This window comes from Rhodobacter sp. P1_C2, from assembly GCF_056406375.1.
This window is the reverse complement of the sequence record NZ_JBFUAG010000013.1, coordinates 1-24,936: the sequence shown is the minus strand read 5'-3', so window position 1 is coordinate 24,936 and position 24,936 is coordinate 1. Positions and strand designations below refer to the sequence as shown.

General features: G+C 66.0%; 23 protein-coding genes. 7 read left to right on the top strand and 16 right to left on the bottom strand.

What is annotated here, in order from left to right; genetic code table 11:
* Positions 1-81 precede the first annotated feature (81 nt).
* From AC1DZT_RS19835 to mazG, 3 genes are all read right to left on the bottom strand, one after another.
* Positions 82-1,029, bottom strand: a complete 948-nt coding sequence (locus tag AC1DZT_RS19835) for a nucleoside hydrolase (protein ID WP_478008380.1) — start codon at positions 1,027-1,029, stop codon at positions 82-84.
* Between the two features lie 112 nt (positions 1,030-1,141).
* On the bottom strand, positions 1,142-2,149 hold the full coding sequence (locus tag AC1DZT_RS19830; RefSeq protein WP_478008379.1) for a Fe(3+) ABC transporter substrate-binding protein: 1,008 nt from the start codon (positions 2,147-2,149) through the stop codon (positions 1,142-1,144).
* 145 nt (positions 2,150-2,294) lie between these two features.
* On the bottom strand, positions 2,295-3,116 hold the full coding sequence (gene mazG / locus AC1DZT_RS19825) for a nucleoside triphosphate pyrophosphohydrolase (protein ID WP_478008378.1): 822 nt from the start codon (positions 3,114-3,116) through the stop codon (positions 2,295-2,297).
* Between the two features lie 52 nt (positions 3,117-3,168).
* Here mazG and AC1DZT_RS19820 point away from each other — a divergent pair, with 52 nt between their 5' ends.
* Together AC1DZT_RS19820 and AC1DZT_RS19815 are read left to right on the top strand one after the other, a co-directional pair.
* Positions 3,169-4,332: a M20 aminoacylase family protein gene (locus tag AC1DZT_RS19820; RefSeq protein WP_478008377.1), complete on the top strand. Its 1,164-nt coding sequence runs from the start codon at positions 3,169-3,171 to the stop codon at positions 4,330-4,332.
* A 49-nt stretch (positions 4,333-4,381) separates the two neighbouring features.
* Positions 4,382-5,158: a DUF6636 domain-containing protein gene (locus AC1DZT_RS19815; protein WP_478008376.1), complete on the top strand. Its 777-nt coding sequence runs from the start codon at positions 4,382-4,384 to the stop codon at positions 5,156-5,158.
* Here the strand turns inward: AC1DZT_RS19815 and AC1DZT_RS19810 are convergent.
* The 4 genes from AC1DZT_RS19810 to kynU all read right to left on the bottom strand — a co-directional run bounded on the left by AC1DZT_RS19810 (position 5,155) and on the right by kynU (position 9,439).
* Positions 5,155-6,678, bottom strand: a complete 1,524-nt coding sequence (locus AC1DZT_RS19810; protein WP_478008375.1) for a calcium-binding protein — start codon at positions 6,676-6,678, stop codon at positions 5,155-5,157. The two genes, AC1DZT_RS19815 and AC1DZT_RS19810, sit on opposite strands and share 4 nt — an antisense overlap.
* Before the next feature lie 120 nt (positions 6,679-6,798).
* Entirely contained in the window at positions 6,799-7,617 is an 819-nt protein-coding gene (locus AC1DZT_RS19805) for a L,D-transpeptidase (RefSeq protein ID WP_478008374.1), read from the bottom strand.
* 152 nt (positions 7,618-7,769) lie between these two features.
* Positions 7,770-8,246, bottom strand: a complete 477-nt coding sequence (locus AC1DZT_RS19800; protein ID WP_478008373.1) for a GNAT family N-acetyltransferase — start codon at positions 8,244-8,246, stop codon at positions 7,770-7,772.
* Positions 8,243-9,439, bottom strand: a complete 1,197-nt coding sequence (gene kynU, locus AC1DZT_RS19795) for a kynureninase (RefSeq protein ID WP_478008372.1) — start codon at positions 9,437-9,439, stop codon at positions 8,243-8,245. The genes AC1DZT_RS19800 and kynU overlap by 4 nt, the downstream gene beginning before the upstream one ends.
* Positions 9,440-9,732: 293 nt before the next feature.
* On the opposite strand from kynU, the gene AC1DZT_RS19790 reads away from it, so the two are divergent.
* Positions 9,733-11,310 carry a Re/Si-specific NAD(P)(+) transhydrogenase subunit alpha gene (locus AC1DZT_RS19790; RefSeq protein WP_478008371.1) on the top strand — a complete coding sequence of 526 codons (1,578 nt, stop codon included), beginning with the start codon at positions 9,733-9,735 and terminating at the stop codon, positions 11,308-11,310.
* 15 nt (positions 11,311-11,325) lie between these two features.
* Positions 11,326-12,762 carry an NAD(P)(+) transhydrogenase (Re/Si-specific) subunit beta gene (locus tag AC1DZT_RS19785; RefSeq protein WP_478008370.1) on the top strand — a complete coding sequence of 479 codons (1,437 nt, stop codon included), beginning with the start codon at positions 11,326-11,328 and terminating at the stop codon, positions 12,760-12,762.
* 59 nt (positions 12,763-12,821) lie between these two features.
* Here AC1DZT_RS19785 and AC1DZT_RS19780 read toward each other — a convergent pair whose 3' ends face one another.
* From AC1DZT_RS19780 to AC1DZT_RS19765, 4 genes are read right to left on the bottom strand one after another with little or no spacing between them, the layout of a single operon-like run.
* Positions 12,822-13,199, bottom strand: coding sequence for a periplasmic heavy metal sensor (locus AC1DZT_RS19780; RefSeq protein ID WP_478008369.1), 378 nt, complete (start codon positions 13,197-13,199; stop codon positions 12,822-12,824).
* Entirely contained in the window at positions 13,196-13,537 is a 342-nt protein-coding gene (locus AC1DZT_RS19775) for a hypothetical protein (protein WP_478008368.1), read from the bottom strand. The genes AC1DZT_RS19780 and AC1DZT_RS19775 overlap by 4 nt, the downstream gene beginning before the upstream one ends.
* A 7-nt stretch (positions 13,538-13,544) precedes the next feature.
* Positions 13,545-14,144, bottom strand: coding sequence for an RNA polymerase sigma factor (locus tag AC1DZT_RS19770; protein ID WP_478008367.1), 600 nt, complete (start codon positions 14,142-14,144; stop codon positions 13,545-13,547).
* Between the two features lie 26 nt (positions 14,145-14,170).
* Positions 14,171-14,461, bottom strand: coding sequence for a hypothetical protein (locus tag AC1DZT_RS19765; protein ID WP_478008366.1), 291 nt, complete (start codon positions 14,459-14,461; stop codon positions 14,171-14,173).
* 192 nt (positions 14,462-14,653) lie between these two features.
* Here AC1DZT_RS19765 and AC1DZT_RS19760 point away from each other — a divergent pair, with 192 nt between their 5' ends.
* Complete coding sequence (locus AC1DZT_RS19760) at positions 14,654-15,931, top strand: DUF3422 family protein (protein ID WP_478008365.1); 1,278 nt, start codon at positions 14,654-14,656, stop codon at positions 15,929-15,931.
* A gap of 135 nt (positions 15,932-16,066) precedes the next feature.
* Here AC1DZT_RS19760 and AC1DZT_RS19755 read toward each other — a convergent pair whose 3' ends face one another.
* The 5 genes from AC1DZT_RS19755 to AC1DZT_RS19735 form a co-directional block, all read right to left on the bottom strand.
* Positions 16,067-17,011, bottom strand: coding sequence for an ABC transporter permease (locus tag AC1DZT_RS19755; RefSeq protein WP_478008364.1), 945 nt, complete (start codon positions 17,009-17,011; stop codon positions 16,067-16,069).
* Entirely contained in the window at positions 17,004-18,011 is a 1,008-nt protein-coding gene (locus tag AC1DZT_RS19750; protein WP_478008363.1) for an ABC transporter permease, read from the bottom strand. The genes AC1DZT_RS19755 and AC1DZT_RS19750 overlap by 8 nt, the downstream gene beginning before the upstream one ends.
* Before the next feature lie 79 nt (positions 18,012-18,090).
* Positions 18,091-19,791, bottom strand: coding sequence for a peptide ABC transporter substrate-binding protein (locus tag AC1DZT_RS19745; RefSeq protein WP_478008362.1), 1,701 nt, complete (start codon positions 19,789-19,791; stop codon positions 18,091-18,093).
* Positions 19,792-19,795: 4 nt separating this feature from the next.
* Positions 19,796-20,845, bottom strand: a complete 1,050-nt coding sequence (locus tag AC1DZT_RS19740) for an ABC transporter ATP-binding protein (protein ID WP_478008361.1) — start codon at positions 20,843-20,845, stop codon at positions 19,796-19,798.
* Positions 20,846-20,958: 113 nt separating this feature from the next.
* Positions 20,959-21,963, bottom strand: coding sequence for an ABC transporter ATP-binding protein (locus tag AC1DZT_RS19735; RefSeq protein ID WP_478008360.1), 1,005 nt, complete (start codon positions 21,961-21,963; stop codon positions 20,959-20,961).
* A gap of 239 nt (positions 21,964-22,202) precedes the next feature.
* Between AC1DZT_RS19735 and argE the strand changes: the two genes are divergently transcribed.
* Positions 22,203-23,372: an acetylornithine deacetylase gene (argE, locus tag AC1DZT_RS19730; protein ID WP_478008359.1), complete on the top strand. Its 1,170-nt coding sequence runs from the start codon at positions 22,203-22,205 to the stop codon at positions 23,370-23,372.
* The gene (locus tag AC1DZT_RS19725; protein WP_478008358.1) at positions 23,369-24,739 is read left to right on the top strand and encodes an NAD(P)/FAD-dependent oxidoreductase; all 1,371 of its coding nucleotides are present in this window, start codon (positions 23,369-23,371) and stop codon (positions 24,737-24,739) included. The genes argE and AC1DZT_RS19725 overlap by 4 nt, the downstream gene beginning before the upstream one ends.
* Positions 24,740-24,936 lie beyond the last annotated feature (197 nt).

Below are 24,936 nucleotides of genomic sequence, written 5' to 3'. Positions count from 1 at the left end.
TCCCCCCGAGCCCCCCAGCCGGAGGAGGCTTTCCGCCTCCTCCCGTCCTCCACCGAGGATATTTGTGCCAATGTGAAAGGGCTAAAGGCGTCCGAGCCTGTCGGTCAGCAGGGCAAAGAAGCCATCGGCATCGACATCGCCGACGAAGAGCGCATTGGCCTTACGGTCGGTGACGCCCCACCAATCGGCGACCGTCATGCCAAGGGTCAGCTCCGATTGGGTCTCGATCTCCACATTGATGTGGCGGCCCTGGAAGAGGCCGGGCTGCAGAAGATAGGCGATGACGCAGGGGTCATGCAGCGGCGCGCCCTCGCTGCCGTATTTCGCCATGTCGAAACGCTCGAAGAAATCGGCCCATTCGGCGGCAACCCGGCCGACATTGGTGCCAAGCGCGCGGAAGGCCTCGACCCGGGCGCGGTTGGTGACGACCTTGTGGGTCACATCCAGCGGCATCACGACCAGCGGCACGCCGGATTTGAAAACGATATCTGCGGCTTCCGGGTCTACGTAGATGTTGAACTCAGCGGTCGGGGTGATGTTGCCAACCTCGAAATAGGCGCCGCCCATCAGGACGATCTCCTGCACCCGGGCCACGATGTCGGGCGCCTTGAGGAAGGCCTGGGCGATATTGGTCAGGGGCCCGAGCGGGCAGAGCGTGACCGAGCCCGAAGCCTCGCGCCGCAGCGTCTCGATGATGAAATCCACGCCATGCTGGCTTTCCAGCTTCATCGTCGGTTCCGGCATCACCGGACCGTCGAGACCGGTCTTGCCGTGGACATGTTCGGCGGTGACGAGCTTGCGCTTCAGGGGCGCCTCGCAGCCGGCATAGACCCGCATCTCGCGCCGGTCGGCCAGTTCGCAGATGATGCGGGCGTTGCGCGCGGTCCAGGGCAGCGGCACATTGCCGGCCACGGCACAGATGCCAAGGATATCAAGGTCTTCCGGGCTGGCCAGCGCCAGAAGGATCGCAAAGGCATCATCCTGCCCGGGGTCGGTGTCGATGATGATCTTGCGCGGGTGACGTGTCATGGGATGCTCCTGTTTGGGGCCATCCAACACAAGTCGCGCGGCTTTGTCCATCCGGTCAGAAACCGGAAAGCGCCCCCTGGCCCGCCGCAAAACGAGCCAGGGGGCAGGCTCATCAGCCGTCGAAATTGACCTCTTCGATCAGCTTGACCGCATCGCCGCGCGCCTTGGCGATATCGGCGAGGCCCAGCGTATCGGGCGTGAACTTGCCCCAGCTTTGTTCCAGCGCCGAAAGCGGCACGCCCGGTTTCACCGGGAATTCGTTGTTGGTCTCGGCATAGATCTGCTGCGCTTCGTCCGAGGCGAGCCATTCCATCAGCTTCTGCGCGGCGGTCTTGTTGGGCGCGGCCTTGGTCATCGCGATGCCAGAGATGTTCATGTGGCTGCCGCCGCCGGCAAAGACCGGGAAATCGACGCGCACCGCATCGGCATAGTCCTTCTGCGCCGGATCGGCCAGCATCTGGCCGATGTAATAGGTGTTGCCAAGCGCGATGTCGCATTCGCCCGACCAGATCGACTTGGCCTGATCGCGGTCATTGCCCTGCGGCTTGTGGGCGAGGTTGGCCTTCAGCGCCTCGAGCCAGGCCTTGGTCTCTTCCGGGCTGTGGTGCAAGAGATAGGCGGCGGTCAGGGCGACGTTGTAATCGGCGAGACCCGAGCGCATGCAGAGCTTGCCCTTCCACTTCGGGTCGGCGAGGTCTTCATAGGTGGTGACATCACCGGGCTTGACCCGGTCCTTGCTGGCATAGACCACGCGCGAGCGGGTGGTCAGGCCAAACCACAGATTGCCCGGGTCGCGGTATTCGGCCGGGATATTGGTCTTCAGCACCTCGTCATCGACCGGCTGCAGCACATCGGCATTGACCAGCTCCATCAGGCGGCCAATGTCCACCGTCAGTACCAGATCGGCGGGCGAGCGGCTGCCCTCGGCCTTCAGACGCTCGGCCATGCCCTTGTCGACGAAGGCGAGGTTCACCTCGATGCCGGTTTCTTCACTGAACTTGTCCAGAAGCGGCTGGATCAGCTCGGGCTGGCGGTGCGAGTAGATGTTGACCTCTTCCGCGAAGGCGGGGGCCAGACCGGTGCTGGCGAAGGCGAGGGCGAGAAGGGCGATCCGCGACATAGATGAGTCCTTTTGTCAGGTATTTACCGTCTTAGACCGGGAAAACGCGGCGCGGTCAATAGGTGACTAAAACACTTTCCTTGCCGCGCCCGAAATCGGCGGAACCTCGCAGAAGGAGCGGAAATCTTCGCAGAAGATTTGGGTCTCAGCCCTTCTTCAGCTTGTCCTCCGCCCGGGCGCGGTTCCAGAGGCCGTCCATTTCCGCCAGATCGGACTGGTCCGGGGTCTTGCCCACCTCGGCCAGCCAATCCTCGATCTTCTCGAACCGCCGGGTGAATTTGGCATTGGTGCCGCGCAGCGCCGCTTCGGGGTCGACGCCCATGTGCCGGGCGAGGTTGGCCATGACGAAGAGAAGATCGCCCATCTCCTCCTCCACCTCGGCCTGGGTCAGGCTCTCGCGCGCCTCGACCAGTTCGGCCATTTCCTCGCGCAGCTTTTCAAGCACTTCATCCGTGGTCGGCCAGTCGAACCCGACGCGCGCCGCGCGTTTTTGCAGCTTGACCGCGCGGGTCAGTGCCGGAAGCCCCAGCGCCACGCCGTCCAGAACCCTCGCCTTGCCGCGTTCGGCCGCCTTGATCTTCTCCCAATCCACCGTCTGCTGTGCTGCGGATTTATCCCGGCTTTCGTCGCCAAAGACATGCGGATGGCGGGCCAGCATCTTGTCGGAAATGGCGCGGGCCACATCGTCGAAGCCGAACATCCCGGCCTCCTCGGCCATCTGGGCGTGGAACACCACCTGCAGCAACAGATCGCCCAACTCGCCCGGCAGCTCGTCCCAGGCCTCGCGGGTGATCGCATCGGCCACCTCATGCGCCTCTTCGATCGTATAGGGCAGGATGGTGGCGAAGCTTTGCTCGATGTCCCAGGGGCAGCCGGTGGACTTGTCGCGCAACCGGCGCATGATCTCGCGCAGGCGCTCGATTCCGCCATCGGGATCACGAACCAGCACATCAGAGGGAAGGGCCATTGCCGTTGCCTTCGTTTTAAGATTTGATCAAAGGGCAAAAAAGGAGTCTGCCATGCCCGTCCTCAACCGTATCGCCGCTTATGCCGAGGAAATGAAGGGTTGGCGTCGCCATCTGCACATGCATCCGGAACTTTCCTTCGATTGCGTGAACACCGCCGCCTTCATTGCCGAAAGACTGGCCGAGATCGGCGTGGATGAAATCCACCCCGGCATCGCCAGGACCGGCATCGTCGCCATCATCAACGGCCAGGGCCCCGGGCCGACCATCGGGTTGCGCGCCGATATGGACGCCCTGCCGATCACCGAGATCACCGGCGCGCCCCATGCCTCGACCATACCGGGCAAGATGCATGCCTGCGGCCATGACGGCCATGTCACCATGCTTCTGGGCGCGGCCAAGTATCTGGCCGAGACGCGGCGCTTTGCCGGACGGGTCGCGCTGATTTTCCAGCCGGCGGAAGAGGATGGCGCCGGCGGTCAGGCCATGGTGCAGGAGGGGATCATGGACCGCTTCGACATCGGCCAGGTCTACGGCATCCACAATTCGCCCAACCAGGAGTTCGGCAATTTCTTCACCACGCCCGGGCCGCATATGGCCTCGGTCGATACGGCCTATGTCTATCTCACCGGCAAGGGCGGCCATGGTGCCACGCCGCATGAATGCGTCGATCCGGTGGTGGCCGTGGTCGGCATGGTGCAGGCGATCCAGACCATCATCCCGCGCAATGTCTATGCCCTGGACGAGGCGGTGATCTCGGTCACGCAGATCCACACCGGCACCGCCTCCAACATCATCCCGGAGGAGGCGATGTTCTGCGCCACGATCCGCTCCTTCAAGCCCGAGGTGCGCGAGTTGTTGAAGAAGCGCTTCTACGAGATCGTCGAGGGCCATGCGAGCGCCTATAACGTCACGGCCCGCATCGATTACGACTGGGGCTATCCCGCGACGGTGAACACGCCGGACGAGGCCGCCTTTGCCACCACGGTCGCCGCCGAAATCTCCGGCCCCGAGGCGGCCCATGGCCATGCCAGCCGCGAGATGGGGTCGGAGGATTTCTCCTACATGCTCGAGGCGCGTCCCGGCGCTTACCTGTTCATGGGCACGGGGCCGGGGGCGGGGCTGCATCACGCGGCCTTCGACTTCAACGACGAGGCCGCCCCGATCGGCGCCAGTTTCTTCGCCCGCCTGGTCGAGAAGGCGCAACCTCTGGCTTGATGCCAAGGGCAAAGGCGGCAAGACTGACCTCATTATTATGAGGTTTGTCATGCACCGTTTCGCCCTTGCAGCCCTGCTTTGCGCCCTCGCCTCTGCCGTCTTTGCGGGGCCGGTGGCGGGGCTCTACGGCAATCCCAAGGGGCCCGTGCTGTCGGTGACGGCGGTGGGCGATGATGGCTTCGACTTCGCCCTGACCTCTGGCGCGCCCGCCGGCGCCCAGACCTGCCCCGAGGGTGAGGTCACCTGCCTGCATGTCGAAGGTCATGCCGCCCTTGCGGGCAAGTTCTTCACCTATATCGACCCCGAGGATGACACGAGCCGGATCTTCTTTGCCCTGACCGATCAGGGGGTCAAACTCGTCTCGACCACCGGCCCCCTCGGAAGCGGCTCGGGTAATCGCGCGGCGATGCTGGATCTGCCGGGAGTGTTCCTGCCCCTGTCCGAAGGCAGCCCTTCTCCTGCGCCGGCGGAGGAGACGCTGCGCGCCTTCCGCTCGCCCACCGGCAATATCGCCTGCCTGTTCGTGGCGGGAGAGACGACCGAGGTGCGATGCGATCTGCTCTCGCTCAACCGCAGCTTCACCACGCCGCCGCAGGACTGCGACCTTGACTGGGGCGACAGCTTTTCGATCGCCGAGGGCGACACGCGCGGCGCCCTGGTCTGTCACGGCGACACGGTGGCCGATCCCGCGGCCGAGGTTCTGGACTATGGCCAGACGCTCAGCCTGGGCGGCATTACCTGCACCTCGGACAAGGCGGGGATGACCTGCCAGACCACCGCGGGCCACGGCTTCACCCTGTCGCGCAAGCGGCAGGTGCTGTTCTAAAGCAGGAAATCCTCGGCACTCAGCGCCAGAAGCCCGTCAAGCCCGATCACCGCATCGGCGACGCCGTTGCCATCGACATCCAGGGCGACCCAGGTCCTGTCATCGGCCTGGGTGACCTGAAGCTGGCCTGCGACATGGCCAAAGGCGGCCGCGCCGATGAAGGTGAAGGCATCGTCGACATTGCCATTGCCGCGCACCGCATCCAGCGCGGAAAGGTCGATCCGGTCCTCGCCCGGGGTGAAGTCGGTGATGAGGTCGGAGGTGTCATGGCTGGCGCCGCTTTGCGACAGGGTGGTGAAGATGAAAAGGTCGCCATCCTCGCCCCCGGTCAGCACATCCTGCCCGGCGCCGCCGATCAGCCGGTCTGCGCCATCGCCGCCGAACAGCTGGTCGGCCCCGGCCCCGCCGCGCAGATCATCCGCGCCGCCATTGCCATAAAGCCGGTCCTGGCCCAGGGCCGCGAGCAGCAGGTTGTCGCCCTCGTTCCCGGTCAGCGTGTTGGACAGCGCATTGCCGTGACCGCTCAGATCGGCGGCGCCCATCAGGGTCAGCGCCTCCAGCCCGAAATCCAGCTGGAACGAGGCCCAGGACAGCACCAGATCCTTGCCAGGCCCGGTGTCGTAGATCCGCGTCAACGGGCTGTCGACGTAATAGGTGTCGCTGCCCCCGGCATCGCAGATCGCCCCCGCGATGGCCTCGCCGCGCGCATCCACCGTGTCATTGCCCAGCCCCATGTCGAGGTTGCCCGCCAGATGCCCGCCGCCAAAGCGGTCATTGCCCGCGCCAAGCGCCACATCGCCGCTGATCGTGCCGCTGTTGGCGATGACATCGGCCGAAGCCCCGGTCGCGGTGATGACGCCGGTGATCGTGCCGGAATTGGTCAGGCGAAAGCCGATGTCGGTGGCAATCTCGATCGCGGTCACGGGCGCGGTGATGCTGCCGGCATTGGTGACGCTGGCGCTGTCGCCATCGACCAGCACCGCCGACCCCGCCGCGGCGGCGAGCGTGCCGAGGTTGGTCAGGCTCAGCCCGAAATCCTGCAGATGGACCGCGTGCTGCGTTCCTAGGATGGTGCCGCTGTTGGTCAGGCTGTCGAAGTTGCTGGCAAGGAAGACCCCCACATCCGCCGCGATCCGGCCGGAGTTCACCACGACATTCTGCGCGCCCCAGGTCTGGATGCCGATCCCATTGGTGACGCTGATGGCACCGGCATTGTCGAGATGGGCCTGACCGGTGGCGGCAAAGGCCGTGCCGCCGATCTGAAAGGCCGCGCCCTCGGTATCGCTCTGGAACTGGGCGGAACTGGTCAGGCCAATGGTTACCTCGCGGTCGACCGTCACCTGGTCGAGGTAGACATACCCGCCAAAGCTGATCGCAGTTGGCCCACCCGCACCGGTGACGCTCAGATCGAAGCCCGGCATCACCAGACCGCCGCCGGGCGCCACGATCAGCCGATCGCCCGCATGCAGCGTGGAGAAGCCGACCCAGGTCACATAATTGGTAATCAGATAGGTGGTCATGGCAACTCCCTAAAATCCGATGCCGGAAATTAAGGGGATTTTAACCCAGCCACGCTGTCGCACAAGGCAAGGTTGAACTCGTGCTTAATGGGTTAAAATTTGCCGCAAATGCGGGAAAGCTCAGACCCGGCCCGAAGGCCCCATCATCGGCGCGGGCGCCGGGGCAAGCACCGGCGGCACGGGTTCGACGACCGGAACCGGATCGACCTTCGGCGCGGCCTTTTTCGCCGGTTTCTTGGCGGGCGGCGGCACCGAAAGCTTGGTCGGGAAACTGCCATCCTCGTTCAGCACGACGACATGGGTGCCATCGGGGATGCGCTCGTAAAGGTCCATCACATCCTGGTTGATCATCCGGATACAGCCAGAGGAGGCGTTGTGCCCGATGCTTTCCCATTCCGGCGTGCCATGGATGCGGTAGCCGTAATCAACGCCATTGGTCTTGAGGTACAGCGCGCGCGCGCCCAGCGGATTGGACAGGCCGCCGGGTTGGCCGTTGCGGAATTTCTCCAGTTCGGGCTTGCGGGCGATCATTTCCGGCGGCGGGGTCCAGGTCGGCCAATGGGTGCGGCCGGTGACATCGGCCTCGCCCGACCAGCCAAAGCCCGCCTTGCCGACCGAGATGCCATAGCGCAGGGCGCGGCCCTTCTTGGTGATCAGGTAGAGATGCTTGGTCGAAGGGTCGATGATCACGGTGCCCGGCGGCTGGGTGCTGGGATAGTCGACCTCCTGCCGCATCATGGCGGGGTCAAGCTTGGCCACGGGCACGGCCGGGACGGTGAAATTGGTGTCGGGCTGGGCGGCGTAATGCGCATCGGGGGCCGAAAGCTGAACCGGGGCGGTGTTGGACATGGTCACGCCCATGCTTTCTTCGCAGCCCGCCAAGGGCAGGGTCAGCGCCGCAGCCAGCCAAGCGCCCCTGTGCCAATTCCTGATCATCATCGCGCGTCCCGTTCCATTACTTTGTGGCATCCGACGAGGCCCTATCCAAAAACGCTAGCGCAGCCGGCGCAGAAGGTCAAAGCTCTCTGCGTTATAACGCCCAAATAGCGATAGGGTTCCCCGAATCCGCGCGGGTCGCGCGGAAATTGCCGTTAAAGATCAAGGGCCATGGCGCGGTTCATCGGGTTGTCATCCGGCCCTTGCGCCGGGTCGAGGCCGGGCAGATCGGTCAGCTCTGGCGCCATGCGCCAGCCGTGGCGGCCGAAAAAGCTCTGGGCATAGCGGCTGGCGAGCACCGTCATCCGCGGCAGGTGGAGCGCGCGCGCCTCGGCCAGGATCGCGGCATAAAGCGCATCGGCGATACCCTTGCCCATGACCTCGGGGCGCACGAAAGCCATGTTGAGGTAGCCGGAAGCCTCCACCATCATGAAGCCGGTCAGCTGCCCGGCTTCGGCGACAAAGGTGATGTGGCGGTCAAGCCAGGGGCCCCAGTCGGCGGGCATCGCGGGGGCGGGCATCCAATCGGCCAGCTCCTGCGGGCTGTAGCGGCCCGCCGCGCCGACCTGCACGGCGGCCACGAAGACATCCCGCGTCGCCTGCGCATCCGAAAGGCGGAAACGCCGGATCATGTCACCCGCGCCCGCGCCTTGAACTCGGGTCGGTCCCAGCTGCCGCTTGCCATGATCTGCGCGAGGATCGCCACCGCGCCGTCGATCTCTGCCGCGCCGATGTAGAGGGGCGTGACGCCAAAGCGCAGGATATCCGGTGCGCGGAAATCGCCGATCACCCCTTGGGCAATCAGCGCCTGCATGATCGCATAGCCCTCGGGATGGCGGAACGAGACCTGCGAGCCGCGCCGTGCATGGTCGCGGGGGGTGACAAGTTCCAGCATCGGGCAGGCAGCCTCGACCCCGGCGATGAACCGGTCGGTCAGGGCGAGGGAGGCGGCGCGCAGATCGTCCAGATCGACGGCGTCCCAGACATCCAGCGCCGCCTCCAGCGCGGCGAGCTGCAGGATCGGCGGCGTGCCGACACGCATCCGCTCGATCCCAGATCCGGGGCGATACCCCGGTTCAAAGGCAAAGGGCGCATCGTGGCCAAGCCAGCCGGAGAGGGCAGGCTGCACCACGTCGGCATGGCGCGGCGCCACATAGATGAAGGCCGGGCCGCCGGGGCCGGAATTGAGGTATTTGTAGCTGCAGCCCACCGCGAAATCGGCGCCCCCCGCCGCCACGCCAACCGGAAAGGCCCCGGCGGAATGTGCCAGATCCCAGATGATCAGCGCGCTAACGGCATGGGCCCGCGCCGACAGCGCTGCCATGTCATGCCGCCGCCCGGTCCGGTAATCGACCTCGGTCACCATGACCACCGCGACCGAGGCGTCGATCGCGTCCAGCACCTCTTCGGGCGCCACGGTCTTCAGCCGGTACTCGCCCCCCAAAGTCGCGCAAAGGCCCTGCGCCATGTAGAGGTCCGAGGGGAAGTTGCCGGTGTCCGACAGGATCACCCGCCGCTCCGGGCTCATCTGCAGGGCCGAGGCGAGCGCCTGGTAGACCTTGATCGACAGGGTGTCGCCCATCACCACATGGCCCGGCTCGGCCCCGATCAGCCCGGCGATCCGGTCGCCGACCCGGCTTGGCATCTCCATCCACCCGGCGGCGTTCCAGCCGCGGATCAGCATCTCGCCCCATTCCGCCGCCACCGTCTTCGCCACCCGCGCCGCGGCTTTCACCGGCAAGGGCCCCAGCGAGTTGCCGTCAAGGTAGATCACCCCCTCGGGCAGGTGGAACTGCTGGCGGGTGGCTGCGAAATCGGTGGTCATGGTCACTCCCTTTTCAGTCAGCCTATCGCAACTTTCCAGCCCGCGAAACCGCCGCTGCCCCTTGCGCCTTGCCCAAATACTCTGCGGAGGTCCGGAGGTGCAAAACCTCCGGCGGCCAGCCCGGGGCAGGCCGGTTTGTCATCCGAAACCGACACTCCGTCCCTCAAATGCGAAATTTTCGCAACCAGCCTGACCTTGGGGCAGGTTGAGGTTGCATCCGGTTTCTCGCGTGATATGCCGAAAATCAGGAAACGGCCCATTGGTCCTGGGTCGATCGGATAGGGGGAGCGCGCGTGAAGATCGGAGCATTGGCAGAGGTTTTTCCGGGGGAGAATCGCGTTGCGATGACTCCGGATTCGGCGGGGCAGTTGCAGAAACTGGGTCATGTCTGCTGCATTCAGGCGGGGGCAGGGGTCAAGGCCGGCTTTTCGGACGCGCTTTACACCGCCGCCGGGGTCGAGGTTCTGCCGGATGCCGCATCCGTGGAGGCTGCCGCCGATGTGCTGGTCAAGGTCCGCGGCCCCGAGCCTGCCGAGGCCGAGGCTTTGCGCGCCGATCAGACGCTGATCTCCTTCTTCTGGCCGGCGCAGAACCCGGAACTCTTGGAGATTGCCAAGCGGCGTGGGGCGACCGTGGTGGCGATGGACATGGTGCCGCGCATCAGCCGCGCGCAGAAGATGGACGCCCTGTCCTCGATGGCCAATATCGCGGGCTACCGCGCGGTGATCGAGGCGGGCTCCAACTTCGGCCGCTTCTTCACCGGTCAGGTGACGGCGGCGGGCAAGGTGCCGCCGGCCAAGGTGCTGATCGTCGGCGCCGGGGTGGCGGGGCTTGCGGCCATCGGCACCTCTGTCTCGCTCGGCGCCATCGTCTATGCCTTCGACGTGCGCCCCGAAGTGGCCGAGCAGATCGAATCGATGGGCGCCTCTTTCGTCTATCTGGAATTTGACGCCTCCGAACTGCCGGACGGGGCTGCGACCGGCGGTTATGCCGCGCCCTCGACCCCGGCTTTCCAGGCCAAGCAGCTCGCGAAATTCCGCGAGATCGCACCCGAGATGGACATCGTCATCACCACCGCCCTGATCCCGGGCCGCCCGGCGCCCAAGCTCTGGACGGCGGATATGGTCGCCATGATGAAGCCCGGCTCGGTCATCGTCGACCTTGCGGCGGAACGTGGCGGCAACTGCGATCTGACGGTGCCGGATCAGAAGATCGTCAGCGACAATGGCGTGACGATCGTCGGCTATACCGATTTCCCCAGCCGGATGGCGGCCCAGGCCTCGACGCTTTATGCCACCAATATCAGGCACATGCTGACCGATCTTACACCGAAGAAAGACGGTGTGATCAACCACAACATGGACGATGACGTGATCCGCGGCGCTACGGTCGCCAAGGGGGGCGAGATCACCTGGCCGCCACCGCCGCCGAAGATCGCGGCGATTGCCGCGGCCAAGCCGAAGGAAAAGGTCAAGGAGCTGACGCCGGAAGAAAAGCGCGCCAACGAAGTGGCCGCCTTCAAGGCGCAGACCCGCAATCAGGTCGGCCTTCTGGTCATCGGCGGCGCCCTGATGCTGCTGGCCGGGCTTTACGCGCCCGCCGCCTTCATGTCGCACTTCATCGTCTTCGTGCTGTCGGTCTTCATCGGCTTCTCGGTCATCTGGAACGTCAGCCACTCGCTGCACACGCCGCTCATGGCGGTGACCAATGCGATTTCCTCGATCATCATCCTCGGCGCGCTGATGCAGATCGGCTCGGGCTCCTGGCTGGTGGTGCTTCTGGCCGCCCTGTCGGTCTTCATGGCCGGGATCAACATTTTCGGCGGTTTCATGGTGACGCGGCGGATGCTCGCCATGTTCCAGAAGTCGTAAGGGGAGGAAGAGCAAATGGGTTTCACGACATCGGCTTACGTCGTCGCGGCGGTGCTTTTCATCCTGTCGCTGGGCGGTCTTTCGGGCCAGGAAAGCGCCAAGCGCGCGGTCTGGTACGGCATTGCGGGCATGGCCCTGGCCGTGGTGGCCACGCTGATCGGGCAGAGCGCCAGCGGCACCTTCTTCACCCTCCTGTCGGTCGTCATGCTGGCGGGCGGCGCGGTTCTGGGGGCCATCGCCGCCAAGCGCGTCCAGATGACCGAGATGCCGCAGCTTGTGGCGGCCATGCACTCGCTGGTCGGTCTTGCCGCGGTCTTCATCGGCTTCAACGCCGATATCGAGGCGGCGCGGGTGATGAGCCTGGACCAGACCGCCAAGGACGCCCTGACCGGCTTTGCCGCGATCCTCGCCCACAAGGACTCGGTCGAACTGACCATCCTGCGGGTCGAGACCTTCCTCGGCGTCTTCATCGGCGCGGTCACCTTCACCGGTTCGGTCATCGCCTACGGCAAGCTGGCGGGCAAGGTCGACGGCAAGGCGAAGAAGCTGCCGGGCGGGCATCTTTTGAACGCAGGCGCGGCGCTGATCTCGCTTCTGCTGCTGGTCGTCTATATCCAGACCGGTTCGACCCTCGCCCTCCTCGGCATGACGCTGGCGGCACTCTTCATCGGCTATCACCTGATCATGGGGATCGGTGGGGCGGATATGCCGGTCGTGGTCTCGATGCTGAACAGCTATTCCGGCTGGGCTGCGGCGGCGATCGGCTTCTCGCTCTCCAACGACCTTCTGATCGTGGTTGGCGCGCTGGTCGGCTCCTCGGGTGCGATCCTGAGCTATATCATGTGCAAGGCAATGAACCGGTCCTTCATCAGCGTGATCCTCGGCGGTTTCGGCGGCACCACGGGACCTGCGATGGAGATCACCGGCGAGCAGGTGGCGATCGACACCGAAGGTGTCGCTGCGGCGCTGAACGATGCCGACAGCATCATCATCATCCCGGGCTACGGCATGGCCGTCGCCCAGGCGCAGCAATCGGTCAGCGAACTGACCCGCAAGCTGCGCGCCAAGGGCAAGAACGTCCGCTTCGCCATCCACCCTGTGGCAGGCCGTCTGCCCGGCCACATGAACGTGCTTCTGGCCGAGGCCAAGGTGCCCTATGACATCGTGATGGAGATGGACGAGATCAACGACGACTTCCCGAACACGGATGTCGCCATCGTCATCGGCTCGAACGACATCGTGAACCCGGCGGCGCAAGAGGACCCGAATTCGCCCATTGCAGGGATGCCGGTCTTGGAGTGCTGGAAGGCCAAGCTGGTGATCGTCTCCAAGCGCGGTCAGGGCACCGGCTATTCGGGGATCGAGAACCCCTTGTTCTACAAGGAAAAAACCAGGATGTTCTATGGCGACGCCAAGAAAAGCCTTGATGCCCTGCTGCCGATGATCCACTGATCCGGCCGAGACTGACGCCGAAACCCCGCCCCTCACCGGGCGGGGTTTTGCTTTGCGCCTCAGCCGCCGTGGCGGCGGGCAAGGTCGTCCAGCACCACGCCTTGCCCCTGCACCATCAGCGCATCCAAGGCCGCCCGCAGCCCATCGAGCGCCGTGGCCGCCTTGGCCCGGTCGAAGGGCCGGGCGAGGATCGCCGAGGCCGCCGCCGCCCGTGCGGCCTGCACCGCCTGCAGCGCCGGCTGCAGATCGGCCCGATGGTCCATCAGCGCCCGGCCAAGGGCGCGGCGTTCGGCCGTGGGGAGCGTGATGGCGCTGCCGCCGCCGAGCATGTTCTGCCGCAGCTGGTACAGTTTCAGCCCCGCCCCCAGGGCCAGTGCATTGCCCAGCAGCGACAGCGCCAGAACCGTGCCGAGGGCGATGGATTTCCACCCGGTCATTGCAGCATCTCCCATCCCGAAAACTCGCCCAGGGTCAGCGCCAGCAGGGGCGCCCCCAGCGCACCGCCGGCACCTTGCCAGCCCAGCACGGCCAGACCGACCCACAGCGCGGCATAGGCCCCAAGCGCCAGCCTTGGCGAAAAGCGCCGCTGGCCCGGCCTGTCCTGCGCCAGCCGGGTCAGGACGGCACGGGTCAGGTCCGCCTCGCCCGGTGGCGCGACAAGGGCGTCGTGCAGCAGCCGCGCGTCGCCCTCGGCCAGCGTGCCGCGATAGGGGGCGGGCCAGTCCGAGGGATCGGGGCCGAACCGGGCCTCAAGCTCTGCGCGGGTTTCCGTCATCTTCCCCTCATCCTTTCAGCTCCAGCCCGGTGCGGGCGCGCAAGGTCGCGCGGGCCCGGACCAGCAATTGTTCGACGGCACCGGTGCCGGTGCCCATGACCTCGGCAATCGCCGCGGTCTCCATCTCGGCCAGGACGCGCAGCAGCAGCGCCTGGCGCTGCCGCTCGGGCAGGGCGCGGACGGCGGCGCGCACCAGGGCCAGATCCTGACGCGCCGCAAGATGGCGCAGGGCGTCGGGACTGTCATCCTCGGTCTCTTCATCCGCGCTGCCAAGGCCGAAGAACTGGCGGACCCGGGCCCTGCGGTTGCGGTCCTGACACTGGCTGAGTGCGATCCGGTAGGTCCAGGTCGCAACCGAAGCCCGGGCCGGGTCATAGCGCGGGGCAAGGGACCAGAGCTTCAGGAAGACCTCCTGCGCCGCATCCTCGGCCTCGCCCGTCTGATGCAGGGCGCGGGCGCAATAGCTGCGCACCCCGCGCCCGTAAAGGCCGATCAGCCCGGCCAGGGCCTGCCGCTCTCCCGCCGCCATCCGCGCCATCAGGGCCTCGGCCTCTGCCGCATGGGCAGGCCGGGGCTTCGGGGTGGCGGAGGCGGCGGGCAGGGTCATCGGCGCAGGCTATGCAATCCGCCGCCTCAACGCGAGGCCTTGACGGTGCGGCCGAAGGTCTTGCCATTGGCCCGCGTGCCCGAAAGGGTCGAGGTGAGCTGACCGCCCCCCGCCGTGGTGGAACGGGCCCGCGTGCTGACCTTGCCATTGGGCCCGGTCAACGTGGTCGTGCTGGCGCAGGTGGCCTGGCCCGAAGCCTTCTGGCACGACCCCGTGCTGACGAGGCTGCCCCCGTTCGATCCGGTGACGGTGACATTCTCGGCGAAGGCCGGGGCGGCGAGGCAAAGGATCACGGCGGCAATCAGTGTGTGTTTCATCTCAGTCTCCTGAAGGGGTTTATGCCCGGATCTACGCAGGCCGGGCGCCCGCCCTACGCCGCCAGCTGAAACTTTTTTGCCAGTCTACCGAAGTATACTGACAAGCCCTTGTTTCTAGGGCGCTTTCGGCTTTACGATTTGGCGGCTTTCCCTATCTTCGCCCCTCAGCTTCCGCCCGAACCGAGAGACGCCATGACCCCCTCCGACCATCCCCTGCGCTATGCCCTGGTCAACGAGCTTCATGCCCGGCCCTTTCCGGTGGTCTCGGCGCCCTCGACCGCGGTTTTCGCCGCCCTGATGGCGGATGAGGGCGCCAACCGTGACCGCGAGGCCGACCGCGCCCATCTTCTCGCGCTGCTCGACCGGCACGGCTCGGCCCATCCCCAGCCCGAGGCCAACCATTTTTTCGGCCCGATCGGGCGCTCGACCCTGAAATGGGAAAGCCATACCGAATTCGTGACCTATTCCGCCTTCACCCCCGGCGTCTCGGACCGGCCCTTCGATCCGGCGGATGCGGATGTCTTTCCGCCCGACTGGCGCGAGCAGGCCGCGGCGCGCTGTGCGACCTCGGTCCTGGTGCGGATCGAGCCGCTGCCCGCCAAAGAGGCCGAACTGGTGGCCAAGCTGGAAGACTGGTTCGTCGCCGAAAGCATCGCGGTGTCGCGGGTGGTGGAAGGGGCTGCGGTGATCGCGGGCGATTTCCGGATCGATCCGGCGGGCCACATGCGCTTTGCGGTCTTCGTCGCCCCCGGCACCGGCACAAGGCGGATCGGCCGCATCGTCCAGCGCCTGTGCGAGATCGAGACCTACCGCGCCATGTCGATGCTGGGCCTGATCCAGGCGCGCGAGCTGACCGCAAGGCTGAACCTGCTGGACCCGCAACTCTCTCGGCTGGTCCTCGGCCTCGACACCGACAGGCGCCCGGCGGAGGAGGCCCTGCATGACCTGCTGACCATCGCCTCGGATCTGGAAAGCCTCGCGGTGCAAAGCTCGTTCCGCTTCGGCGCCTCGGCGGCCTATGAGGCGATCGTGACCCAGCGCATCGACGTCCTGCGCGAGGAAAGGATCGGCGGGCGCCAGACCTTCGGCGAGTTCATGATGCGCCGCTACGATCCCGCGATGCGGACGGTGAAAAGCACCGAGGCCCGGCTTGGCGCCATGGCGGAACGCGCACAGCGCGCCGCCGAACTTCTGCGCACCAGGGTCGATGTCGAACGTTCGGCGCAGAACCAGGAGCTGCTGGCCTCGATGGACCGCCGCGCTGACCTCGCACTCCGCCTGCAACACACGGTCGAGGGCCTGTCGGTGGTGGCGATCAGCTATTACGCCACCAGCCTCGCCGCCCATATCGCCGCCCCGGTCTTCGAACACTGGCACATCGAGGAGCCGATGGCGCTCGCCCTCCTGACCCCGCTGGTTATCCTCGGCGTCTGGCTCGCGCTCCGCCGCATCCGCAAAGCGATGCACTGACCCTTTCATTGGTCCATAAATATCCCACGGGTGCGAGCCATTTGCCCGCAGGGCGAAGAAATGGCGAAACGGCGGGGGGTGTGAAACCCCCCGCTTCCGAAAGTGGGACCTCGCGATGACCTCCGCCCACCTGGCTCAACGCCCGCGGATGCGCGGGTCGAGGGCGTCGCGCAAGCCGTCGCCGATGTAGTTCACCGCCAGCACCGTGAGCGAGATCGCAAGGCCCGGCAGGATCACCCGCATCGGGTAAAGCTGCATGTAATCCACCCCGTCATAGAGCAGCCGGCCCCAGGTCGGGAAATCCGGCGGGAAGCCGAGGCCGAGGAAGCTCAGCACGCTTTCGGTGATGATCGCCGAGGCGATGCCGAGGGTTGCCGCCACCATGACCGGAGAGATCACATTGGGCAGGATGTGCCGGAAGATCAGCCGCATGTTGGGCGTGCCGATCGAGCGGGCGGCGAGGACGAACTCGCGCTCTTTCAGGGCCAGGACCTGGCCGCGCACGATGCGGGCGGAGGACATCCAGCTGGTCACGCCGATGGCAAAGACGATCAGCAGGAAGGTGCCCGACTCCGGCCCCACGACCTTGCGCACCGCATCGCCGAAAAGCATCATCAGCACCAAAAGCAAGGGCAGCAGGGGCAGGGCGAGGAAGAGGTCGGTCAGCCGCATCAGGATACCGTCGAGCCGCTTGAAATAGCCCGCCAGCACGCCCACCGCCGTGCCGATCACGACCGAGATCAGCATGGCCACCGCCCCCACCGCCAGCGAGATCCGCCCGCCGTACAACAGCCGCGCCAGCATGTCGCGCGCCAGCTGGTCGGTGCCGAGCGGATGCGCCCAGGTCGGCGGCTTGTTGCGGCCAAGGATCATCTTGGCGGCATCGGGGTTCACATAGGAGGGATCGACCCGCCAGAGCAGCGGCCCGATCAGGATGGCGCCGATCAGCAGGCACAGCACGACCAGACCCATCATAGCGCCCTTGTGGGTCTTGAACTGGTCCCAGATGTCGCGGGCCTGGCTGCGCGGCGGGGCGAGCTTCACCTCCGGCTCGGGCTTGGGCAGGGCAGCTTCAATCATAGCGGATCCTCGGGTCCAGGATGCCGTACAGGATATCGGCGATCAGGTTGAAGGCGACGATCAGGATGGCGAAGATGAAGGTCAGGGTCTGCACCATCGGCAGGTCATTGGCATGGATCGCGCCGATCAGCGCCGCCCCGATGCCGTTCACCTTGAAGACATTCTCGGTGATGATCGCCCCGCCGAAGATGCCGGGAATCCCCAGCGCAATCACGGTCACCACCGGGATCAGCGAGTTCCTCAGCACATGTTTCAGTACCACCGTGCCCTCGCCCATGCCCTTGGCGCGGGCGGTGCGGACGTAATCCTGGCCGAGGTTCTCCAGCATCGAGGACCGGGTGTAGCGGCTGATCTCTGCCGCGTTGAACAGGGCCAGCACCATGACGGGCAGCACCATCTGGCGCATCTGCGCCACGAAACTCGCCCAGTCGGTGACCTGCAAGGAGGTGTTGTAGATCGAGGGGAACCATTTCAGCTTGATCGCGAAGATCACGATCAGAAGCACCCCGGTGAAGAAGGTCGGCACCGAATAGCCCAGCATCGCGATGAAGGTGCCCAGCTGGTCGAACCAGGAATATTGCTTGTAGGCCGAATAGATCCCGATCGGGATCGCGATCAGCACGCCGACCAGATAGGCCGTGCCGATCACCGTCAGGGTCTGGGGGATGCGCTCGCCGATCACGCTGAAGACCGGGCCGCGGGTCTGATAGGACAGGATGCGCTGCTGGCCCTCGACGATATGGGAGCCGAACAGAAGGTCGAACTGGTGCATCGGCTCGACCCAGAAGAACTGGCGCAGCCAGAGGATGTAGCGGATGAAGACCGGCTGATCGGCGCCCATCGCCGCCATCATCTTCAGCCGCGTCTCGGGCGGCACGGTCAGGGGCACCTCGGACATCGGGCTGCCGGGGGCGAGGTCGACCAGGAGGAAGATCACGAGCGAGATCAAAAGCAAGGTCGGGATCGCAAGCAGAAGCCTGCGCAGGGCATAGGTCAGCATCGGGGCTTGCCTTTTGCACGGGATCGCGGGCCGGCCCGGGGAAGGGCTGGCCCGCGACCTTTGGGGTCAGATCAGGGGATTACTTCGTGCGGGTCCAGTCCTGCGCGTTCCACAGTTCCGAATCCCAGACGTTCAGATCCACCCCGCCCAGCGTGTTCGAGGCAGCCGACAGGCGGCCACGGTCGACCAGCGGCACGATGGTCATGCTGTCCTTGGTCAGCATGTCGTTCATCTGCTTGGCCAGGGTGCCCCGCTCGGCAATGTCCGAGGTCGCCGACATCTTGGCGGCCAGCGCGTCATAGTCCTTGTTGCAGAAGCGGTTGATGTTCTCACCCTGCCATTGGCTGTCCGGCCCCGGGATCTTGTCGCATTTGTAGCCGGCCAGATAGGCTTCCGGATCGGTGCCGTCGAAGTTGTTGGCGTACATTTCGACATCGGCATAGAACTTCTGGAAGGTGTCGGGCGAGCCCGCGTCGCCGCCGAAGTAGACCGAGGCGTCGATCGACTTCAGCTCGACATCCACGCCGAGATCGGTCCACCAGGACTTGATCAGCGACTGGAAGTCCTGCCGGACCGGGTTGACCGAGGTCTGGTAGAGGATATGCAGCTTCTTGCCATCCTTTTCGCGGATGCCATCGGCGCCGGGCTTCCAGCCGGCGTCATCCAGCAGCTTCTTCGCGCCATCCATGTCCTGGGCGATGCAGCCGGTGTTGTCCGAGGCATAGGCCTCGGGCGCCGGAACCAGGTTGCAGGTCGGGCGGCCCGCGGTGCCATAGCCCACATCGACCAGCGCCTGACGGTCGATCGCCATCGACAGGGCGTGGCGCACGTTCATGTCCGACAGGATCGGGTGGGGATGCTTGACGGTCGAACGCTCACCCTCGGGCAGATCCGAGGACGGGTCGGTCAGGTTCATCTCGATCCGCTCGACCAGGGTGCCGAAGCCATTGACGAAATGGCCCTTGCCCCCGGCGGCCATCTGGGTCTGCAGTTCCGGGTTGACCTGGGTGTTCCAGGCATAGTCGAACTCGCCGGTTTCCATCACGGCGCGCGCCGCCGCCTCGGCATCGCCGCCGCCCTTCAGGGTCATCGTGGCGAAAGCCGGCTTGGCCGGGTCGCGGTAGTTCCGGTTGGCTTCCAGCTCGATCGTGTCATTGGTCTTGAAGGAGACGACCTTGAACGGGCCGGTGCCGATCGGCATGTTGTTGGCATCGGTGCAGGTGGGCGCTGCGGCGCCGATGCACTTCTCGAACTGGGCCTTCTGCAGGATCGGCGAGGTGGCGCCGACGAAGGCCAGGTAGGGGTTGGGCTTGGGCGCCACGAAGGTCACGACGATGGTCGCGGCATCCGGAGTTTCGACCGACTTGATGCCTTCGTATTTCGAGGCCTGGGCGCAGCCGCCCGCCGGGTCCTTGCAATAGTCATAGGAGAACTTGACGTCCGCCGAAGTGACCGGCGAGCCATCCGACCAGACCACGCCCGGCTTCAGCTTCCAGGTGATCACCGTCAGATCCTTGGACAGGCCGCCATTGTCGACGGTCGGGATATCCACCGCCAGACGCGGGAAGAGCGCACCCTTGGAATCGAAACCGGCCAGCGGCTCCAGCACCAGCGAGGCGGATTCCAGCTCCTTCGTGCCACCGGAGAGATAGGGGTTGAGGTTGGACGGCGCCTGCCAATAGAGGACATTCACATGGCCATCCGAGCCACGCTCGGCATGGGCGGCGCCTGCCAGCGACAGGCAGGCGGCAGCGCCCAGAAGAGCTCTCTTCAATTTCATGGTGTTACACTCCTTGTTGTTGCAGTTGGACTTGTCCGCCCCCGGTTGATCCGATGGGTGCGGCTGGACTTGGGTAAAGGTGGCAGGCCACCTGCCGCCCGGGTTCGACCTCGGTCAGGTCCGGGCGGACCTGGTGGCAGATCTCCATCACCTTGGGGCAGCGCGTGCAGAAGGCGCAGCCCTTGGGCGGATTGGCGGGCGAGGGGACATCGCCCTTCAGGATGATGCGCTGGCGCAGGCCCTCGCGGTCGGGGTCAGGCTCGGGCACGGCGGAGAGGAGCGCCTCGGCATAGGGGTGCAGGGGCCTGGCATAAAGCGCATCGCGGGGCGAGAGTTCGACGATGCGGCCAAGGTACATGACCGCGACCCGGTCGGCGATATGGCGCACCATCGAGAGGTCGTGGCTGATGAAGAGATAGGTCAGGCCAAGGCGTTCCTGCAGATCCTCCAGAAGGTTGACCACCTGCGCCTGGATCGAGACATCGAGGGCCGCGATCGGCTCGTCGCAGACGATGAACTTGGGGTTCAGCGCCAGGGCGCGGGCGATGCCGATGCGCTGGCGCTGGCCGCCCGAGAATTCATGCGGGTAGCGGTTGGCAAAGCGGCGGTTGAGGCCGACCTGATCCATCAGTTCGTAGATCCGGGCGAGGCGGTCGGTGCCGGATTTGCCCGAATGTTCGACCAGCGGTTCGCCGATGATCTGGGCCAGGGTCATCCGCGGGTTGAGGCTGGCTTGCGGGTCCTGGAAGACCATCTGCATCTGCGGCCGCTTCTTGCGCAGGGCCTCGGGGGCCAAGGCAAGGATATCGTCGCCCGCGATCTCGACCGAGCCCGCGGTCGGCTCGTACAGCCGGATCAGGGCGCGGCCGACGGTGGATTTGCCACAACCGCTTTCGCCGACGAGGCCGAGCGTCTCACCCGCCAAGATGTCGAAGCTGACGCCGTCGACGGCCTTCACATCGCCGGTATGGCGGCGCAGGACGCCGGTGTGGATCGGGAAATACATCTTGAGGTCGCGGACCCGGACGAGGGGGCGGGGCGTGGTGTCAAACATCTGCGCGCCTCCCCAGGTCCCGAAGATGGGCAGCATTGCCCATCCTACGCCCAACCCGGGCGCAGCGGCTGACGGTAGGATGGGCAATGTTGCCCATCTTGCGGGGGGTGAGGTCACGCATGGCCCGCCTCCCAATGACAGGCCACGTCATGGCCCTGGCCGAGCGGCAAGGCGTCCACCGGCCGGCGCTGCGGGTTTTCGATCTGGCAGCGGTCGAAGACCTGGGCGCAGCGTGGCGCGAAGGGGCAGGCGCGCGGGGCTTCGGTCATGATCGGCGGCTGGCCCTCGATCACCTGCAGCCGCGCCGCCCGGGCGCCGCTCAGCGAGGGCACGGTCTTCAGAAGCGCGCGCGTATAGGGGTGCTGCGGATCGGCGAACAGCGTCTTGACCGGCCCGTGTTCGACGATCTGGCCGCCGTACATCACCATCACCCGGTCGGCGATGCCGGCGATCACGCCCAGGTCATGGGTGATCCAGATGATCGCCATGCCGAGCTTCTGGCGCAGCTCCTTCACCAGTTCGAGGATCTGCGCCTGGATCGTCACGTCCAGCGCCGTGGTCGGCTCATCCGCGATCAGCACATCGGGGTCGCAGGCGAGTGCAATGGCGATCATCACCCGCTGCCGCATGCCGCCCGAGAACTGGTGCGGATAGCTGTCCAGCCGCGAGGCCGCATCGGGGATGCCAACCAGCTCCAAGAGCTCCACCGCCCGGACCCGGGCCTGGGCCTTGTTCAGGCCCATGTGGCGGATCAGGGGTTCCATGATCTGGAAGCCGACCTGGAACACCGGGTTGAGGCTGGTCATCGGGTCCTGGAAGACGAAACCCACCTTGGCGCCGCGCACCTCGCGCAGCTCCCGCGCCGGGACCTTGAGCAGGTCGCGCCCGCCGAGCCAGACCTCGCCGCCGCGCACCTCCGCCGGGGGCATCGGCAGCAAGCCGATCAGCGACATCATCGTCACCGACTTGCCCGAGCCGCTTTCCCCCACAACGCCCAAAAGTTCACCGCGCTTCAGGTGAAAGCTGACCTGATTGACCGCATGCACCTCACCGCCGCGGGTGCGGAAAACGGTCTTCAAGCCCCGAACGTCCAGGACGGCGTCGCCCCCATCGGGCATAGGTTTCTCCCCAGGTCTTTGTTTTTATTGGTCTTGCGTCGTCAGGGTCGGCTGGCGTCCAGCGCCATGCTCGCCCTTCCCGAAGCTTTCCCGATTTTGTCCAACCGATCAATCTTTATCTTGACCGATCTGCCCGCTCTTGACGCTACGATCTGCAGCATCGATCGCACAATCCGCCGGATGTTGACACCGGCAAGGCGCGGGTGGAGGGTCCCGGGCAGAATGAACAGGAGGCCGCGATGGTCGAAATTCTGACGCCGATCGAGATTCTCGCGGCTCTGGTGGCCTTTCCGACGGTCAGCCATGACAGCAACCTGCCCCTGATCGACTGGGTGGAGGATTACCTCACCAGCCACGGCATCGCCACCGCCCGGCACTGGAACGAGGATGGGCGCAAGGCGGCGTTGATGGCCCATGTCGGGCCGATGATCGACGGCGGCGTGCTGCTCTCGGGCCATTCCGACGTGGTGCCGGTCGAGGGCCAGGCCTGGTCCTCGGACCCTTTCACGCTGACCACGCGGCAGGGTCGGATCTATGGCCGCGGCGCCTGCGACATGAAGGGCTATGTCGCCCTCGCGATCTGGGCCCTGGTCGAGGCCACGCGCCGCGACCTGAAGCGGCCCTTGCAACTCGCCCTCTCCTACGACGAGGAGATCGGCTGCACCGGGGCCGATCCGATGTTGGGCACGATGGCAACCACCTTCCCCAAGGCCGAGATCGCCCTGATCGGCGAGCCGTCGCGGATGCAGCCGATCCATGGCCACAAGGGCGGCACCGGCTTTCATGTCCATGTGAAGGGCTTCGAGGTGCATTCCTCGCTGCTGCCTTACGGCGTCTCGGCGATCATGGAGGGCGCGCGGCTGATCGCTTGGGTCAACGACCGCAACGAAGCCCTGCAGGCCGAAGCCCCGAGCCCGCTTGCCGCCCGTTTCGATCCGCCCTTCACCACGCTGCACATCGGCATGATCTCGGGCGGGACGGCGCATAACATCACCGCCGCCGATTGCCGTTTCGCGCTGGAAATGCGGGTGGTGCCGGGCGAGGAGGTCGAGACCCATGCCAGGGCCTTCGAGGCCGCCGCCGCCGAACTCGGCGCCAACCTCGCCGCGCGCAAGAACGGCGCCGGGGTCCTGCTGCAACGCTTCTTCCGCGTGCCGCCGCTGGAGCCGGAGGAAGGCCCCGGCCGCGGCGCCGCCGAGGCGCTGGTGCGCCGCCTGACCGGGGCCAATGCCGCCGGGGTCGTCTCTTACGGCACCGAGGCCGGGCATTTCCAGGCCCGCGGCTATTCGGCCGTGGTCTGCGGGCCGGGCGACATCGCCCAGGCCCACCAACCCGATGAATATCTGGAAGAAACCGAGTTTCAGGCCGGGCATGACTTCATGCGCCGCCTGCTGGAGGATCTGGCGTGACGCGTTTTGCTGAAACCGGCCCGATCGGCATCGCCACGCCGATCCGCTTTGGCGCGCCGCCGCCGGCTGCCTGTGACGTGGTGGTGATAGGCGGCGGCATCATCGGGGTGATGACCGCCTGGTTCCTCGCCGAACAGGGCTTCAAGGTCGTCCTCTGCGAGAAGGGCCGCATCGCCGGCGAGCAATCCAGCCGCAACTGGGGCTGGATCCGCCAGCAGGGCCGCGACTTTGCCGAATTGCCGATCATGATGGAGAGCCTTGGCATCTGGCAGGATCTGCAGGCGCGCTTCACCGCCGGCGGCGGCCCGGGGCTGGGCTTCCGGCAGGAGGGGGTCATGTACCTCGCGCGGACCCAGGCCGAGATGATGGGCTTCGAGATCTGGGCCGATCAGGCGCGCGCCATGGGTCTGGATGTGCGGCTGCAATCGGGGTTGCAGGTCTATGACCGGATCAAGACGGCGGCGGTGCAATGGGTGGGCGGGCTTTTCACCGCCTCGGACGCAAGGGCCGAGCCCTGGGTGGCGGTGCCGCTGCTGGCCGAAGGCGCGGTGGAACAGGGCGCCGTCATCGTCGAGGATTGCGCGGTGCGCAGGCTGGATCTGCAGGGCGGCAAGATCGCCGGGGTCTTCACCGAGAAGGGCCGGATCGCCTGCGAACAGGTGGTAGTGGCGGGCGGGGCCTGGTCCTCGCTTCTGCTCAGGGCGGAGGGGGTGAAGATCCCGCAGCTTTCGGTCCTGGCCTCGGTCGCGCAGACCGAGCCGATGCCGGAGGTCTTTGCCGGCAACGCCGCCGACGACCGCTTTGCCTTTCGCCGGCGCGAGGATGGTGGCTATACGATCGCGCCGGGCGGCTCGCATGATTTCTACCTTGGCCCCGATGCCTTCCGGCATGTGGGCAAGTTCCTCGGCGTCCTGCGCCACGACTTCCGCAAGACCAAATTCCGCGCCCGCGCCCCGGCGGATTTTCCCGATGCCTGGCGCACGGCACGGAGCTGGACCGGCGAGGAAGTCTCGCCCTTCGAGCGGATGCGCGTGTTGAACCCGGCGCCGAACCTGAAGGCCCTGTCGAAGGTGCAGGACGATTTTGCCGCGGCATTTCCGTCGCTTGGCCGCCCGGCGCTGTTGCGGACCTGGGCGGGCATGATCGACACGATCCCCGATGTGGTGCCGGTGGTGGACCGGGTGGCGGCGATCCCGGGGCTGGTGGTGGCCACCGGCATGTGCGGCCATGGCTTCGGCATCGGGCCGGGGATGGGGCGCGTGGTGGCGGACCTGGTGGCGGGGCGGGAGGTCGGGCATGACCTGACGCGGTTCCGGCTGTCGCGGTTCAGCGATGGCAGCAAGTTGGTGCCGGGGCCTTCTTTGTAGGGGGAGGCGGGGGCTGCCGCCCCCGCACCCCCGCCCGGTGGGGGCTTTCCGCCCCCTCCGGACCGCCCCCGAGGATATTTCTGCCAGTATGAAAGGGGGAAGGGCGGGGGTTGCCGACGGGCGGTGATTTGCGGATCATCGGGCAAAGGAGTCGTCCCATGCCCGTCAAGAACCGATTTGCCGAACTGCTGCCCCCC